The organism is Variovorax soli NBRC 106424, from assembly GCF_001591385.1.
GTDB lineage: Bacteria > Pseudomonadota > Gammaproteobacteria > Burkholderiales > Burkholderiaceae_C > Variovorax > Variovorax soli.
On sequence record NZ_BCUU01000016.1, the window covers coordinates 39962 to 54721 of the forward strand.

Sequence of the window (14760 nt, forward strand, 5' to 3'; positions counted from 1 at the left end):
AGACCACTCTAGACCTTGCCAGAGCATCTACTGCCGGCAGGGTTGAGCCGTTCATCTGCCCCTCCCAGGTCCGTGTGGCACTCGGCGTGGGATAGCATGGCCCCTCTCTCTCGCACCGATCGGAGGCGTCTCGTGAAGGTGGTCATGCTCTACGAAGTCGCGGCGGACCATGACTGACCGACGCCACGGCTGAACGTCCGAGCCCCTCGATGCTCGCCGACAACCCCTGGCAACTCGCGCTGGCTTGCGCCGTCGCGCTGGCCGCATCGACGCTGGGAGGACTCTCCGGCTTCGGAACGGGCCTTGTGCTTCCGGTCTTCCTGGTTCCGCTGGTCGGCGTCGTCAACGTCGTTCCCGTGATGGCGGTTGCCATGCTTCTGAACAACGGCAGCCGCGTACTGGCGTTCTGGCAGGACATTCAGTGGGCGCATGCACGCCGCATCCTCGTGCTCGGCTTGCCCGCATGCCTGGCCGGGGCTTACGGCTACACGCTGCTGAGTTCGAAGTGGGTCGCGGTGCTGCTGGGTTCATTCCTTCTGGCCAGCGTGCCGCTTCGCCGCCTTCTTCACCGGTCCCGCCGCCGGTTTCCGCCGGCGGTGGAAGTCGGCGCGGGCGCAGGCTTCGGCTTCGTCAACGGCGGCGTGACCGGTGCCGGCGTCCTTCTCATCTCCATCCTCATGTCCGCCGGACTGTCCGGCAGCGCGCTCGTCGCGACGGACGCTGTCGTCTCCGTGATCATGGGCGCTGCCAAGGTCGTGCTCTTCGGCCGGCTCTCCGCACTCGATCTGGAACTGGCCGTCCTCGGCCTGCTGGTCGGCCTGTTCACGGCCCCTGGCGCCTTCCTCGCGCGGGCCTTGCTGCGCCGCATTCCGGCAGGGGTTCACGCGTGGTTCATGGAACTGATCGTCGTCGTCGGGGCCCTTGCATTGCTGTGGCGGGCAAGAGGCTGAGCAAAGGCCGCCTTATAGTTGCGAACCCCTCCAGCGCCTGAGATCACCATGCCGGATTCAGTCACCAGCCAGCTCAGCAACTACTACGACGAGGTGCCCTACGAATCGCACCCGTTTCCGCAGACGGCGGCAGAGCACCTGGAGGCGATCGCCTTTCTGTTCGGACTGGATGTTCCGCCGCCTGCCAGGGCCCGTGTGCTGGAACTCGGCTGCGCCTCCGGCGGCAACCTGATTCCGCTGGCTGCACGATTTCCCGAAGCCACTGTGGTGGGCGTGGACCTGTCCGCGGTGCAGACGCGCCAGGGCCAGGCGGCGGTGGACCGCGCAGGACTGTCGAACCTGCGGCTGCGCCAGTTCGACATCGCCGCAATCGACGAGGCCTTCGGCCAGTTCGACTACATCATCTGCCACGGCGTCTACAGCTGGGTGCCGGCTGCCGTGCAGGAGGCCATCCTGCGCGTGTGCTCGCGCAACCTGGCGCCCCAGGGTGTGGCCTACATCAGCTACAACGTTCACCCGGGCTGGAAGTCGCGCGAGATCGTGCGCGACGCGATGATCCTGCGCGGCGGGCCGCGCGACGAGCCCGGCGAGAAGCTTTCCTATGCGCGCGGCATGCTCGAGTTCCTGGACCAGTCCGCCCGCCCGGGCAGCGTGCTCAAGGCCACGCTCGAGGAGATGATGCCGGTCGTGCGCAGTGCCAGCCCCTCCTACCTCATGCACGAGTTCCTCGAGCCGTGCAATTCGCCCTGCTATTTCAAGGAGTTCGTGGCGCGCGCCAACCAGGCGGGCCTGGCCTATTTCGCCGATGCGGAGCCGGCCACCATGTTCGTGCAGAACTACGGCGAGCAGGTACGGGCACCGCTGCTTCGCGAATGCGGTGGCAGCCAGGTGATGATGGAGCAGTACCTGGACTTCCTGGTCAACCGGTCCTTCCGCCAGAGCCTGCTGGTGCGGCAGGAGCGCGCCAGCCAGATCCGCTACCGGCTCGACCCCGATCGCCTGCGCCAGCTCGAATATGCCGGCGTCTTCTTCGCCGAAGACGGCGGCGCGCTCACGCTGGACGCGCGTGAGCAACCGTGCCATGCGCTGCGCAACCTCAAGGTCACGCTGCGTCTGCCCGTGCACAAGGCGGTGGCACTGGTGCTGGACGAGCGCTATCCGGCCTCGGTGGGCGTCGATGCGTTGATCACCTCGGTGGCCGAGCGCACCGGCGAGCCCCGCGCGCAGGTCGACGCCTTCGTGATGGCCATGCTGGAAGAACTGCTGATCCTGGGCGCGGTGCGGATTCGCCGCGCGCCGGTGGATGCGGCGGTGCACGTGGCGGAATTTCCGCGTGCCCTGGCCAGCGTGCGCAGCGCGCCCGATCTGGCGCTGGCATCGGGGCCGCAGGCGCAGGCCTGCAACCAGTGGCACGAGCAGGTCCCGCTGTCGGTGATCGAGCGCTGCCTGCTGCCCTTGCTCGACGGCGGCCATTCGCACCAGGCGCTGGCCGACTTCCTGGCCGACGAGGCGCGCGCCGAGCGCCTGCGCTTCATCAAGGACGACCAGCCCCTCACCGACGACGAGGCGCTGCGCGACTTCACCCGACAACAGGTGGCCCTGGCCCTCAAGGACTTGAGGCGAAAGGGCTTGTTGACCGCCGCCTGATCTCCATTCGGGCGGTACTTCCCAACCTCAAGAACGACATCCAGGAGAGTGATGATGAAAGTGATGCAACCCCGACTGCGCGCCGTGCTGGGCGCTGTACTGGCCCTGGGCGCCCTGGGCGCCGCGCAGGCCGCTTCCAAGGCGCCGGTCGCCGCCGAGAACGGCATGGTGGTCACTGCGCAGCACCTGGCCAGCCAGGTGGGCGTCGATGTACTCAAGCGTGGTGGCAACGCAGTGGATGCGGCGGTGGCCGTGGGCTATGCGCTGGCGGTGGTGTATCCGGCGGCTGGCAACCTGGGCGGCGGCGGCTTCATGACCATCCAGCTGGCGGACGGCCGCAAGACCTTCCTTGACTTCCGCGAGAAGGCGCCGCTGGCGGCCACGGCCGACATGTACCTCGATAAGGACGGCAACGTCATCAAGGGACTGTCCACCAAGGGGCACCTGGCGGTGGGCGTGCCGGGCAGCGTCTCGGGCATGGAGTACGCGCGCGAGAAGTACGGCACCATGAAGCGCGCCCAGCTGATCGCGCCGTCCGTGCAACTGGCCGACAAGGGCTTCGTGCTGGAACAGGGCGACGTCGACCTGCTGCTGACCGCCACCAAGGACTTCGCCGAAGACCCGGCCACCGCGGCCATCTTCCTGAACAAGTCGGGCCAGCCCTACAAGGCGGGCGACCGCCTGGTGCAGAAGGACCTGGCGCGCACGCTGCGCGAAGTCAGCACCAAGGGCACCGACGGCTTCTACAAGGGCTGGGTGGCCCAGGCCATTGCTGATTCGAGCAAGGCCGGCAAGGGCATCATCACCTTGGAAGACCTGGCGCAGTACAAGACGCGCGAAATGGCGCCGGTGGAATGCGACTACCGCGGCTACCGCGTGGTGTCGGCGCCGCCGCCGAGCTCGGGCGGCGTGATCATCTGCGAGATGCTCAACATCCTGGAGGGCTACCCGCTCAAGGACCTGGGCTGGAACTCGGCCCAGAGCGCGCACTACATGATCGAAGCCATGCGCCACGCCTACGTGGACCGCAACAGCTACCTGGGCGATCCCGACTTCGTGAAGAACCCGATGGAGCGCCTGCTCGACAAGGGCTACGCCGAGAAGATCCGCGCCGTGATCGATCCGAAGAAAGCCGGCGTCTCGAAGGACATCAAGCCGGGCGTGGCGCCGCACGAAGGCAGCAACACGACCCACTACTCCATTGCCGACAAGTGGGGCAATGCGGTGTCGGTCACCTACACGCTCAACGACTGGTTCGGCGCCAAGGTCACGGCCGCCAAGACCGGCGTGCTGCTCAACGACGAGATGGACGACTTCACCGCCAAGGTGGGCGTGCCCAACCTGTACGGCCTGGTGCAGGGCGAAGCCAACAAGATCGAGCCGGGCAAGCGCCCGCTGTCGTCGATGAGCCCGACCATCGTCTCCAAGGACGGCAAGCCGGTGATGGTGGTGGGCACGCCGGGCGGCAGCCGCATCATCACCGCGGTGCTGCAGACCATGATCAACGCCATCGACCACGGCATGACGGTGCAGGAAGCGGTGGACGCTCCGCGCTTCCACCAGCAGTGGCTGCCCGACGTGACCAACGTCGAGACCTTCGCCTTCTCGGCCGACACCCGCAAGATCCTGACCGACATGGGCCACAACCTGGGCGTGCCGCAGCCGGCCAACCACCTGGCGGCCATCATCGTGGGCGCGCCTTCGCTGGGCGGCAAGCCGGTGGCCGCCAACCGCTTCTACGGCGCCAACGACCCGCGCCGCAACACGGGGCTGGCGCTGGGCTACTGATCGATGCAGCTTCAGGAGATTCTGTATTCGCAGGGCTTCGGCACCCGGCGCGTGTGCGCCGGGCTGGTCCAGCAGGGCTATGTGACGGTGCAGGGCCGGGCGCAGGACGACGCCTTCGCCGACTTCGAGGCGGTGGACGGCCTGGCTTTCACCGTGCAGGGCACGCCGTGGATCTACCAGGCCAAGGCCTACGTGATGCTGCACAAGCCGGCCGGTACTGAGTGCTCGCAAAAGCCCTCGACCTACCCGAGCATCTACACGCTGCTGCCCGCGCCCCTGCGCCAGCGCCCCAACAAGGGCGCGGTGCAGGGGGTGCAGGCCATCGGCCGGCTGGACCAGGACACCACCGGCCTGCTGCTGCTCACCGACGACGGCCAGTTCATCCACCGCATGGGCTCGCCCAAGCACCATGTTCCCAAGGTGTACGAGGTCACGGCCAAGCACCCGGTGGATGCCGGCCAGGTGAGCAAGCTGCTGGCCGGCGTGGTGCTGGACGACGACCCCAAGCCGGTGCGGGCGGCTGCCTGCGAGGCCACCGGCGAGCACACGCTGCGCCTGACCCTCACCGAAGGCAAGTACCACCAGGTCAAGCGCATGCTGGCGGCGGTGGGCAACCGGGTGGAGGCGCTGCACCGCTCCCGCATCGGCGAGCTGGCCCTGCCGGCCGACCTGGCTCCCGGCCAGTGGCGCTGGCTGGCGCCGGCCGAAGTGCAGGCGTTGCGTACTGGCAAATAGCGCAGAAACAGGCACGGGAAGCGGGTGCCGGCGTCATCGGAAGCCAAGTCTCGAACGTTAGACTTCTCGCCATCCTTTTCGGAACCTCCCGTGCGCTTTCCCGCTAACCTGAAAGGCCGCCTTGCGGCCTTTTTCCTGTCCGCTGCAGCCGCCGCCAGCGCCCTGGCCGCCGTGCCGTCCGACCAGCCGCCGGCGCCCATCTTCGTCCTGAACTCGCTGGACGCCTCGGTCAGCGTCATCGACCCCATCCGCTGGAGCGAAACCCAGCGCATCGGCACCGGCAAGGAGCCGCACCACCTCTACCTCACGCCGGACGAGCGCTCGGTGATCGTGGCCAACTCCGCCAGCGACTCGCTCACCTTCTTCAACCCCCGCACGGCCGAGGTCCAGCGCGTGGTGACGGGCATCATCGACCCCTACCACCTGCGCTTTTCACCGGACATGAAGTGGTTCGTCACCGCCGGCAACCGCCTCAACCATGTGGACGTCTACAGCTGGGACGGCAAGGATGTGAAGCTGGTCAAGCGCATTCCCACCGGCAAGACGCCCAGCCACATCTGGATCGACAGCAAGAGCACCACCGCCTACGTCACCATGCAGGACAGCGACGAGCTCGTCGCCGTCGACCTGGCCACCCAGTTCATCCGCTGGCGCGTGCCCACCGGCCCGATGCCCGCCGACATCTTCGGCGTCCACCAGGACAAGACCCTGCTGGTGGGCCTGACCGGCGGCGATGGCGTGCAGGTGTTCGACGTGGCGGGCCCCGTGCCCAAGGCCGTGGGCATCATCCCCACCGGCAAGGGGGCGCATGCCTTTCGCTCCATGGGCGATGGCAAGAGCGTGCTGGTGAGCAACCGGGTGGCCAATTCCATCAGCCGCATCGACATCGCCACCCTGAAGGTGGCCGACACCTTCAAGGTGCCGGGCGGGCCCGACTGCATGGATGTGTCGGCCGACGGCAAGACCCTCTATGTCACCTCGCGCTGGGCCAAGAAGCTCAGCGTGGTCGACCTGAACAGCCGCGAGGTTGTCCGGCAGATCAATGTGGGCCGCTCGCCGCACGGCGTCTGGACGCTGGACCATGCAAGACGCTAAGAAGAAACTGAAGAAGATCGTTGTGGCCGCGGCCCTGTTCGGGCTGGGCGCCGTGCTGGCGCATGCCCAGGCACCTGCTGCGGCGCCGGCCCCCGCAACGGCGAGTTGCGCCAAGCCCGTCTACCTGACCTTCGACACCGGCCACATGGGCGTGGCGCCGCTGGTCGCCGAGGTGCTCAAGCGCCAGGACGTCAAGGTGACCTTCTTCGGCGCCGCCGAACGCACCACCACCGGCGGCGACAGCCTGGACAACAGCTGGAAGCCCTGGTGGGCCGCCCGCGCGGCCGAGGGCCACGAATTCGCCTCCCACACCTACGACCACGTCTACTGGCGCGGCGACGTCAAGGGCCTGGAGCCGCGCTTTCGCGTGCGGCCCACGGCCGGCGGGCTGGCCAACCGCGAGTTCACCTGGACGGCGGCCCAGTACTGCGAAGACATCGCCAAGGCCGCGGACCGGCTCGAGTACGTCACCGGCAAGAAGCCGCTGCCGCTGTTCCGCGCCCCCGGCGGCAAGACCTCGCCGCGCTTCCTGGCGGAAATGCGCAAGTGCGGCTTCGAGCACGTCGGCTGGTCGCCGGCCGGTTTCCTGGGCGACGAACTGCCCAGCGAAACGTACAGCAACGAAAAGCTGCTGCTGCAGGCACTGCAGAACATCCGCAGCGGCGACATTCTCATGGCGCACCTGGGCATCTGGTCGCGCCAGGATCCGTGGGCGCCGGCGGTGCTGGAGCCGCTCATCGTGGGCCTGAAGCAGGAAGGCTTCTGCTTCCAGACCCTGCGCCAGCACCCGGCCTACAAGGACTGGATCGCGGCGCACACGACGCACTGAGGGGCGCCAAGGGTAGGGGGAAGAAAAAATGCTGCTGGAATCCTTGACCGACGAGTTTTCCGCCGTGCAGGGCTGGCTGTTCGAACAGGTGGTGGAACCCGCCGTGTTTCACCTCGGCTTGAGCGGCTATCTCGAAGACGCTTTCGACGCCACCGGCTGGCTGCTGGTCGGCCTGATCCAGGTCGCGATCCTGCTGGCCATCATCGGGCCGCTGGAGCGCTGGCGGCCGGTCGACCCGGTCACCGACCGGGCGGCCGTGCGGACCGACATTCTCTACACGCTGCTGCACCGCCTGGGGCTCTTCCCCCTGGCCATGTTCTTCGCGCTGCAGCCCTTCTTCGACGGCGTCGTGGGGCCGCTGCGCACGGCGGGCTGGAGCGGCTGGCAGCTCGACGCCATCTGGCCCGGCGTGACCGACATTCCCCTGGTGTCCTTCCTGCTCTACCTGGTGGTGCTGGACTTCCTCGATTACTGGATCCACCGGGGCCAGCACACCTTCCAGTGGTGGTGGAGCCTGCATGCGCTGCACCATTCGCAGCGGCAGATGACCATGTGGTCGGACAACCGCAACCACCTGCTGGACGATGCGCTGCGGGACTGCATCATCGTGCTGGTGGCCCAGCTCATCGGCGTGGCGCCGGGCCAGTTCATCGCACTGGTGGCCATCGCGCAGCTGTCCGAGAGCCTGCAGCATGCCAATCTGCGGCTGTCCTTCGGCGCTTTCGGCAATCGCCTTTGGGTGAGCCCTCGCTTCCATCGCCTGCACCATAGCATCGGGCTGGGCCATGAAGCATCCGGCGGACGGCAGGGCGAAGCGGTTCGCCTGGGTGGCCACAATTTCGGCGTGCTGCTGCCGTGGTGGGACATGCTCTTCGGCACTGCCAACTTCGAGAATCGCTACGACCCCACCGGCATCCGCGACCAGGTCGAGCCCGATGCGCACGGCCGCCTGCGCGACTACGGGCGCGGCTTCTGGTCGCAGCAATGGCTGGGCCTGCTGCGCCTGGCAGGCCGGGCCTGACTTTTCGCAGCCCGGCAACGGCACGCGCTATCCTCGGCGCCGATGCGTCTTCTTCTCGACTCCTTCTGGCGAGCCGTCGCCTACTGCCTGCATCCGCGCGTGATCGTGCTGTCGGTCGCACCGCTGATCCTCATGGCGGTGCTGGCGGCAGGACTGGGCTATTTCTACTGGGACCCGGCCGTGGCCTGGATGCGCGAGGCGCTCGACGCCTGGCCGATTCTTTCCAGCCTGTGGGGCTGGATCGAGCGGGCCGGTGCCAGCGACGTGAAGGCGGTGTTGGCGCCGCTGGCCGTGGTGTTTGCGGCCACGCCGGTGATCGTGGTGCTGTCGCTGCTGATCGTCTCGGGCCTGATGGCGCCGGCCCTGACCCGCCTGGTGGGGCAGCGGCGCTTTCCGTCGCTGGAGGAAAAAAAGGGCGCATCCTTCATCCTGAGCGTGTTCCGTTCGCTGGGCATGACGGTGCTGGCCTTGCTGGCGCTGATCGTTTCCGTGCCGCTGTGGCTGGTGCCGCCCCTGGTGCTGGTGCTGCCGCCGCTCATCTGGGGCTGGCTGACCTACCAGGTGATGAGCTTCGATGCGCTGGCCGAGCATGCCAGCGCCGAGGAGCGCAAGACCCTGCTGCGCGCCCATCGCTGGCCGCTGTTCGGCATCGGCATCCTGTGCGGCCTGCTGGGCGCCGCGCCCAGCGTGGTGTGGGCCTCGGGGCTGCTGTTCGCGGCGGCCTTCTTCGTGCTGGTGCCGCTGGCCATCTGGATCTACACCCTGGTGTTCGCCTTCTCGGCCCTGTGGTTCGCCCACTATTGCCTGGACGCCCTGGCGCAGCTGCGCGCGGCCCGTGCCGCCGCGCAGCCGCCGGCCGGCAGCCTGCCCGCCATCGAGATCGATCCGGCTGCCGCCGCCCAATGGGGAGCCCCCTGATGAATCAACAGAACAAATCCAATCCGCAGCGCTTCGGCCTGATCGTCATTGGCGACGAGATCCTCTCGGGCAAGCGCATCGACAAGCACATGCCCAAGGTGATCGGGCTGCTGGCCGCGCGCGGCCTGGCGCTCAGCTGGGCCGAATACGTGGGCGACGACCCGCAGCGCATCACCGCCGCGCTGGTGCGGGCCTTTGCATCGGGCGATGTGGTGTTTTCCACCGGGGGCATCGGCGCCACGCCCGACGATCACACCCGCCAATGCGCGGCGGCGGCATTGGGCGTGCCGCTGGCGCTGCACCCGCAGGCCGAGGCGCTGATCCGCGAGCGCATGCAGGACACGGCCCGCGAGCAGGGCGTGCCCTACGAGCCCGACCGGCCCGACAACATCCACCGCCTGAACATGGGCGTGTTTCCGCAGGGCGCCGAAATCATCCGCAACCCCTACAACAAGATCCCCGGCTTCAGCGTCAACAAGGTGCATTTCGTGCCGGGCTTTCCGGTGATGGCCTGGCCGATGATCGAATCGGTCCTCGAAGAGCGCTATGCGCACCTTTTTGCGGCGGTCGGCACCAGCGAGAAATCGGTCATCGTGTTCGGCGCCATGGAAGCCACCCTGACCCCGCTGATGCTGTCCATCGAAGAGCGCTTTGCCGGCATCAAGGTGTTCAGCCTCCCCAGCGTGGACCACCCGGTTTACGGCCGGCACATCGAACTGGGCGTCAAAGGTGATCCGCAGCAGATCGAAGCGGCCTACACTCTGCTGCTCGAAGGTTTGCACGGCTTTAAAGCGAAGCTGGGTCCCGAATTGGTGCGTTAAGTCTGTTGGCACCAAACAAGGGCTCGATGGCACTTCATTGGTGCATGACGCTGCGCAACACGCCCGGCAAGCCTCCCGATCCAGTGGCACAGAACCTGCATTCTTTGCCCCAACGTTTCCTCACCACCCATCCAACCAGGAGAATTTGATGGCCAAGACCGTCGCCGATGTACTCAAACTCGTCAAGGAAAACGAGGTCAAGTTCGTCGACTTCCGTTTCACCGACACCCGCGGCAAGGAGCAGCACGTCACCGTGCCGGTGTCGCACTTTGACGAAGACAAGTTCTCGGCCGGCCACGCTTTCGACGGTTCGTCCATTGCCGGCTGGAAGGGCATCGAAGCCTCCGACATGCTGCTGATGCCCGATCCGAACACGGCCGTCATCGACCCCTTCTTCGAGGAAACCACCCTCAACCTGACCTGCGACGTGCTGGAGCCGGCCGACGGCAAGCCCTACGACCGCGACCCCCGCTCCATCGCCAAGAAGGCCGAGGCCTACCTGAAGGCATCCGGCCTGGGCGACACCGCCTTCTTCGGTCCGGAACCTGAATTCTTCATCTTCGACGACGTGCGCTGGAAGGCCGACATGTCGGGCTCCTTCGTCGAAATCGACGTCGACGAAGCCCCCTGGAACACCGGCAAGAAGTACGAAAGCGGCAACTCCGGCCACCGTCCCACCGTCAAGGGCGGCTACTTCCCGGTTCCCCCGGTCGACAGCACGCAGGACATCCGTGCCGAGATCTCGCTGGTGCTCGAATCGCTGGGCATCCCGGTCGAAGTGTTCCACCACGAAGTGGCTGGCGCCGGCCAGAACGAAATCGGCACCAAGTTCTCGACCCTGGTCGAGCGTGCCGACTGGACGCAAAAGCTCAAGTACGTGATCTGGAACGTCTGCCACGCCTACGGGAAGACCGCCACCTTCATGCCCAAGCCCATCCAGGGCGACAACGGCTCGGGCATGCACGTGCACCAGTCGATCTGGAAGGACGGCAAGAACCTGTTCGCCGGCGACGGCTATGCCGGCCTGTCGGACACGGCCCTGTACTACATCGGCGGCATCATCAAGCACGCCCGCGCCCTGAACGCCATCACCAACCCCGGCACCAACAGCTACAAGCGCCTGGTGCCCGGCTTCGAAGCGCCGGTGAAGCTGGCCTACTCGGCCAAGAACCGCTCGGCCTCGATCCGCATCCCGTTCGTGAGCAACCCCAAGGCACGCCGCATCGAAGCCCGCTTCCCCGATCCGCTGGCCAACCCCTACCTGTGCTTCTCGGCCCTGCTGATGGCGGGCCTGGACGGCATCGAGAACAAGATCCACCCGGGCGAAGCCGCCACCAAGGACCTGTACCACCTGCCGCCGGAAGAAGACGCACTGGTGCCCACCGTGTGCCACAGCCTCGACCAGGCGCTGGAGTACCTCGACAAGGGCCGTTCGTTCCTGACCAAGGGCGGCGTGTTCACCGATGCCTTCATCGATGCCTACATCGACCTGAAGATGCAGGAAGTCACGCGTTTCCGCATGGCGCCGCACCCGGTCGAGTTCGACATGTACTACTCGCTGTAATCAGCGCGCCATCTTCGTAAGAAGAAAGAAGGACGGCCTCGGCCGTCCTTTGTTTTTTATGGGGGCATTGCCTCTGGCGCGGGAACCGAATTGCATCAAAATGCGTCGATTGCCGTACGCTCGACCCAAGATCATGAAGACACGTCACTCCACGCTCCTGCTGGCTGCCTCGCTGGCCGCACTGGCTGCTGCGCCCGTTCATGCGCAAAGCGGCAAGGTCTGGCGCTGCGGCAACGAATACACCAACAACGCCACGGTCGCGCAGCAGCGCGGCTGCAAGGTGATGGAAGGCGGCAACGTCACGGTGGTGCAGTCGTCGCGTCCGTACGTGGCGTCCAACAACACCAGCAGTGGCAGCAGCAGCGGTGCGCGCTCACCGGCCGGCAGCCCGCGCGTGGAAAGCGCCGACCAGCGCGCCCGCGACAACGATGCACGTGCGGTGCTCGAGTCGGAGCTGCGCAAGGCCGAGTCCAAGCAGACGGAACTGCTCAAGGAATACAACAACGGCCAGCCCGAGAAGCAGGGCAGCGAAGCCAGGAACTACCAGAAGTACCTCGATCGCGTGGCCGAGATGAAGGCGCAGATCGACCGCAACGAAAGCGACATCGCCGGCATTCGCCGCGAGTTGGGTCGCATGGCGCCGCCGGCGGCGCCCACGCAGAACTGATGGCGCTGGCGTTTCGCCGCCGCAAGCCGGCGCCCTGACATGGCATTCGGCAAGCCTTCCGCGCCGGCACGGCGCTTTCAGGCCTTCGACCTGCTCGCCACGCTGATTGCGGTGGTCAAGAGCGACGGCTCGGTGCTGTTCGCCAACGCCGCCCTCGAAGACGCGCTGGGCACTTCGCGCCGCACGCTGGAAGGCTCGCAGTTCGGCGCCTGCTTCAGCGAGCCCAACGTGCTGCGCACCGCCATCGAGGGCGCCCGCGCCCACGACTTCGCCACCCTGCGCTACGAAGCCTTCCTGCGCCGGGTCAACCATGAACTGCTGCCGGTGCTGGTGACGCTGGCCCAGTCCGACAAGGCCGGCGAGCTGGTCGTGGAGATGTCGGTGCTGGAGCAGCAGGTGCGCCAGGACCGGGAGGAGCGCCTGCTCGACCAGGCCAAGGCCAACAAGGAGCTGATCCGCAACCTGGCCCACGAGATCAAGAATCCGCTGGGCGGCATCCGCGGCGCCGCCCAGCTGCTGCAGATGGAGGTCGAGTCGCGCGACCTGGTGGAGTACACCCAGGTCATCATCCACGAGGCGGACCGGCTGCAGACTCTGGTCGACCGCCTGCTGGCGCCGCATCGCAAGCCGCACGTGGTGGGCGACGTGAACATCCATGAGGTCATCGAGCGGGTGCGCTCGGTGATCCTCGCGGAGTTTCCGCGCGACCTGGAGATCGAGCGCGACTTCGATCCCTCCATTCCGGAGTTCCGGGGCGACCGCGAGCAGCTCATCCAGGCCACGCTCAACATCGCGCACAACGCGGCGCAGGCCCTGGCCGAGCGCCGCGCCGCCGGCGACGCGCAGATCACTTTCAAGACCCGGGTGGCGCGGCAGGTGATCTTCAACAAGCAGTGGTATCGATTGGCATTGGAATTGCATGTCATCGACAATGGACCGGGTGTGCCGGATGCCATCAAGGACCGGATCTTTCTTCCGCTCGTTTCCGGGCGCGACGGTGGAACCGGGCTTGGACTGACACTGGCACAGACTTTCGTGCAGCAGCATCACGGTGTGATCGAGTGCGACAGCGTTCCGGGCCGAACCGATTTCAAGATATTGATACCGCTGCCTTGACCCTGTGCTGGCAGCAAGCCAACAAGGAACTAAATGAAGCCGATCTGGATAGTTGACGACGACCAATCGATCCGCTTCGTTCTGGAGAAGGCGCTGCTGCGCGAAGAGCTGCCCACCCGCAGCTTCACCAACACGCGCGAAGTGCTGGCCGCGCTCGAAGCCGCCGCCGAAGACGACAGCCAGGGGCCGCAGGTCCTGGTGAGCGACATCCGCATGCCTGGCGGCTCAGGGCTGGACCTGCTGGAGAAGATCAAGCAGAAGCACCCGGGCCTGCCGGTCATCATCATGACCGCCTACTCGGACCTGGACAGCGCGGTGTCCGCCTTCCAGGGCGGTGCCTTCGAGTACCTGCCCAAGCCCTTCGACCTGCCGCGCGCCGTCGAACTCATCCGCCGCGCGGTGGACGAGAGCCAGCGGGAGGAAGTGTCGGAAGAGCGCATGGTCGACGCGCCCGAGATGCTGGGCCAGGCCCCGGCCATGCAGGACGTGTTCCGTGCCATCGGCCGGCTGTCGCAGAGCAATGTCACGGTGCTCATCACCGGCGAATCGGGCTCGGGCAAGGAACTGGTGGCACGTGCGCTGCACAAGCATTCGCCGCGTGCCAGCGGGCCGTTCGTGGCCATCAACACCGCGGCCATTCCGAAGGACCTGCTGGAGTCGGAGCTGTTCGGCCATGAGCGCGGCGCCTTCACCGGCGCGCAGACCATGCGGCGCGGCCGTTTCGAGCAGGCCGAAGGCGGCACGCTGTTCCTCGACGAAATCGGCGATATGCCCTTCGACCTGCAGACGCGCCTGCTGCGCGTGCTGTCGGACGGGCACTTCTACCGCGTGGGTGGGCACAACGCCGTCAAGGCCAATGTGCGCGTGATCGCCGCCACCCACCAGGACCTGGAGCAGCGCGTCAAGGTCGGCGGCTTTCGCGAAGACCTGTTCCATCGCCTGAACGTCATCCGCCTGCGCCTGCCGGCGCTGCGCGAACGGCGCGAAGACGTGCCCGCGCTCACGCGCCACTTCCTGCAGCAAAGCGCCAAGCAGCTGGGCGTGGAGCCCAAGCGCATTTCCGATGCTGCGCTGGCGCAGCTGTCGGCGTTCGGCTTCCCCGGCAACGTGCGGCAGCTGGAAAACATCTGCCATTGGCTCACGGTGATGGCGCCCGCGCAGCTGATCGAGCCCAAGGACCTGCCGCCGGAAGTGCTGATCGGCAGTGCCGGCGAAGCACCGGTGCCGGCAACGGACCCGGCCGCCCACGGCCTTGCGCCCACCGCCGGCGAGCGCGAAGGCGGTGGCGTTGCGCTGCCGGCGTCTGCCGCGGCGCCCGTGGCGGCGCCCATCGGTGCCAGCCCATCACTGCCTTCGTCGTCGTCTTCCACGTCATGGGAAAGCGGCCTGGAGCAGGAGGCGCAGGCCCTTCTGGCCGCCGGACGTCATGACGTGTGGGATGCGCTCACGCGCCGCTTCGAGTCGCGCCTGATCCTGACTGCGCTGGCCAATACCCGGGGCCGCCGGATCGAGGCGGCGCAAAAGCTGGGCATCGGCCGCAACACCATCACCCGCAAGATCGCGGAGCTGCACCTCGATCGCGACGCGACCGATTGAGGCTTGAAGAAAG

General features: G+C 66.9%; 13 protein-coding genes. All 13 read left to right on the plus strand.

Features of this window, described 5'->3' with window-relative positions; all coding sequences use genetic code 11:
* Positions 1 to 209 precede the first annotated feature (209 nt).
* A complete protein-coding gene (locus VSO01S_RS07445; RefSeq protein ID WP_068641173.1) occupies positions 210 to 950 on the plus strand; it encodes a sulfite exporter TauE/SafE family protein in 741 nt (246 codons plus the stop codon).
* Positions 951 to 998: 48 nt separating this feature from the next.
* Positions 999 to 2597, plus strand: coding sequence for a methyltransferase regulatory domain-containing protein (locus tag VSO01S_RS07450; protein WP_068641174.1), 1599 nt, complete (start codon positions 999 to 1001; stop codon positions 2595 to 2597).
* 63 nt (positions 2598 to 2660) lie between these two features.
* Positions 2661 to 4385 (plus strand): gamma-glutamyltransferase, encoded by a 1725-nt coding sequence (gene ggt, locus VSO01S_RS07455; protein ID WP_245684139.1) that lies wholly within the window; start codon positions 2661 to 2663, stop codon positions 4383 to 4385.
* Positions 4386 to 4388: 3 nt separating this feature from the next.
* The gene (locus tag VSO01S_RS07460; protein WP_068641175.1) at positions 4389 to 5120 is read left to right on the plus strand and encodes a 16S rRNA pseudouridine(516) synthase; all 732 of its coding nucleotides are present in this window, start codon (positions 4389 to 4391) and stop codon (positions 5118 to 5120) included.
* Between the two features lie 90 nt (positions 5121 to 5210).
* Positions 5211 to 6215 carry a YncE family protein gene (locus VSO01S_RS07465; protein WP_068641176.1) on the plus strand — a complete coding sequence of 335 codons (1005 nt, stop codon included), beginning with the start codon at positions 5211 to 5213 and terminating at the stop codon, positions 6213 to 6215.
* The gene (locus VSO01S_RS07470) at positions 6202 to 7044 is read left to right on the plus strand and encodes a polysaccharide deacetylase family protein (RefSeq protein ID WP_068641177.1); all 843 of its coding nucleotides are present in this window, start codon (positions 6202 to 6204) and stop codon (positions 7042 to 7044) included. The genes VSO01S_RS07465 and VSO01S_RS07470 overlap by 14 nt, the downstream gene beginning before the upstream one ends.
* A 28-nt stretch (positions 7045 to 7072) precedes the next feature.
* Positions 7073 to 8065 carry a sterol desaturase family protein gene (locus tag VSO01S_RS07475; RefSeq protein WP_174544712.1) on the plus strand — a complete coding sequence of 331 codons (993 nt, stop codon included), beginning with the start codon at positions 7073 to 7075 and terminating at the stop codon, positions 8063 to 8065.
* A gap of 42 nt (positions 8066 to 8107) precedes the next feature.
* The gene (locus VSO01S_RS07480; protein WP_068641178.1) at positions 8108 to 8983 is read left to right on the plus strand and encodes an EI24 domain-containing protein; all 876 of its coding nucleotides are present in this window, start codon (positions 8108 to 8110) and stop codon (positions 8981 to 8983) included.
* Positions 8983 to 9804, plus strand: coding sequence for a competence/damage-inducible protein A (locus tag VSO01S_RS07485; RefSeq protein WP_068641206.1), 822 nt, complete (start codon positions 8983 to 8985; stop codon positions 9802 to 9804). The genes VSO01S_RS07480 and VSO01S_RS07485 overlap by 1 nt, the downstream gene beginning before the upstream one ends.
* A gap of 148 nt (positions 9805 to 9952) precedes the next feature.
* The gene (gene glnA, locus VSO01S_RS07490) at positions 9953 to 11368 is read left to right on the plus strand and encodes a type I glutamate--ammonia ligase (RefSeq protein WP_068641179.1); all 1416 of its coding nucleotides are present in this window, start codon (positions 9953 to 9955) and stop codon (positions 11366 to 11368) included.
* A 133-nt stretch (positions 11369 to 11501) separates the two neighbouring features.
* Positions 11502 to 12035, plus strand: a complete 534-nt coding sequence (locus VSO01S_RS07495) for a hypothetical protein (RefSeq protein ID WP_068641180.1) — start codon at positions 11502 to 11504, stop codon at positions 12033 to 12035.
* A 39-nt stretch (positions 12036 to 12074) separates the two neighbouring features.
* Entirely contained in the window at positions 12075 to 13151 is a 1077-nt protein-coding gene (glnL, locus tag VSO01S_RS07500) for a nitrogen regulation protein NR(II) (protein WP_068641181.1), read from the plus strand.
* Between the two features lie 33 nt (positions 13152 to 13184).
* Positions 13185 to 14747 carry a nitrogen regulation protein NR(I) gene (gene ntrC / locus VSO01S_RS07505; RefSeq protein WP_068641182.1) on the plus strand — a complete coding sequence of 521 codons (1563 nt, stop codon included), beginning with the start codon at positions 13185 to 13187 and terminating at the stop codon, positions 14745 to 14747.
* The last annotated feature ends 13 nt before the right edge of the window (positions 14748 to 14760 follow it).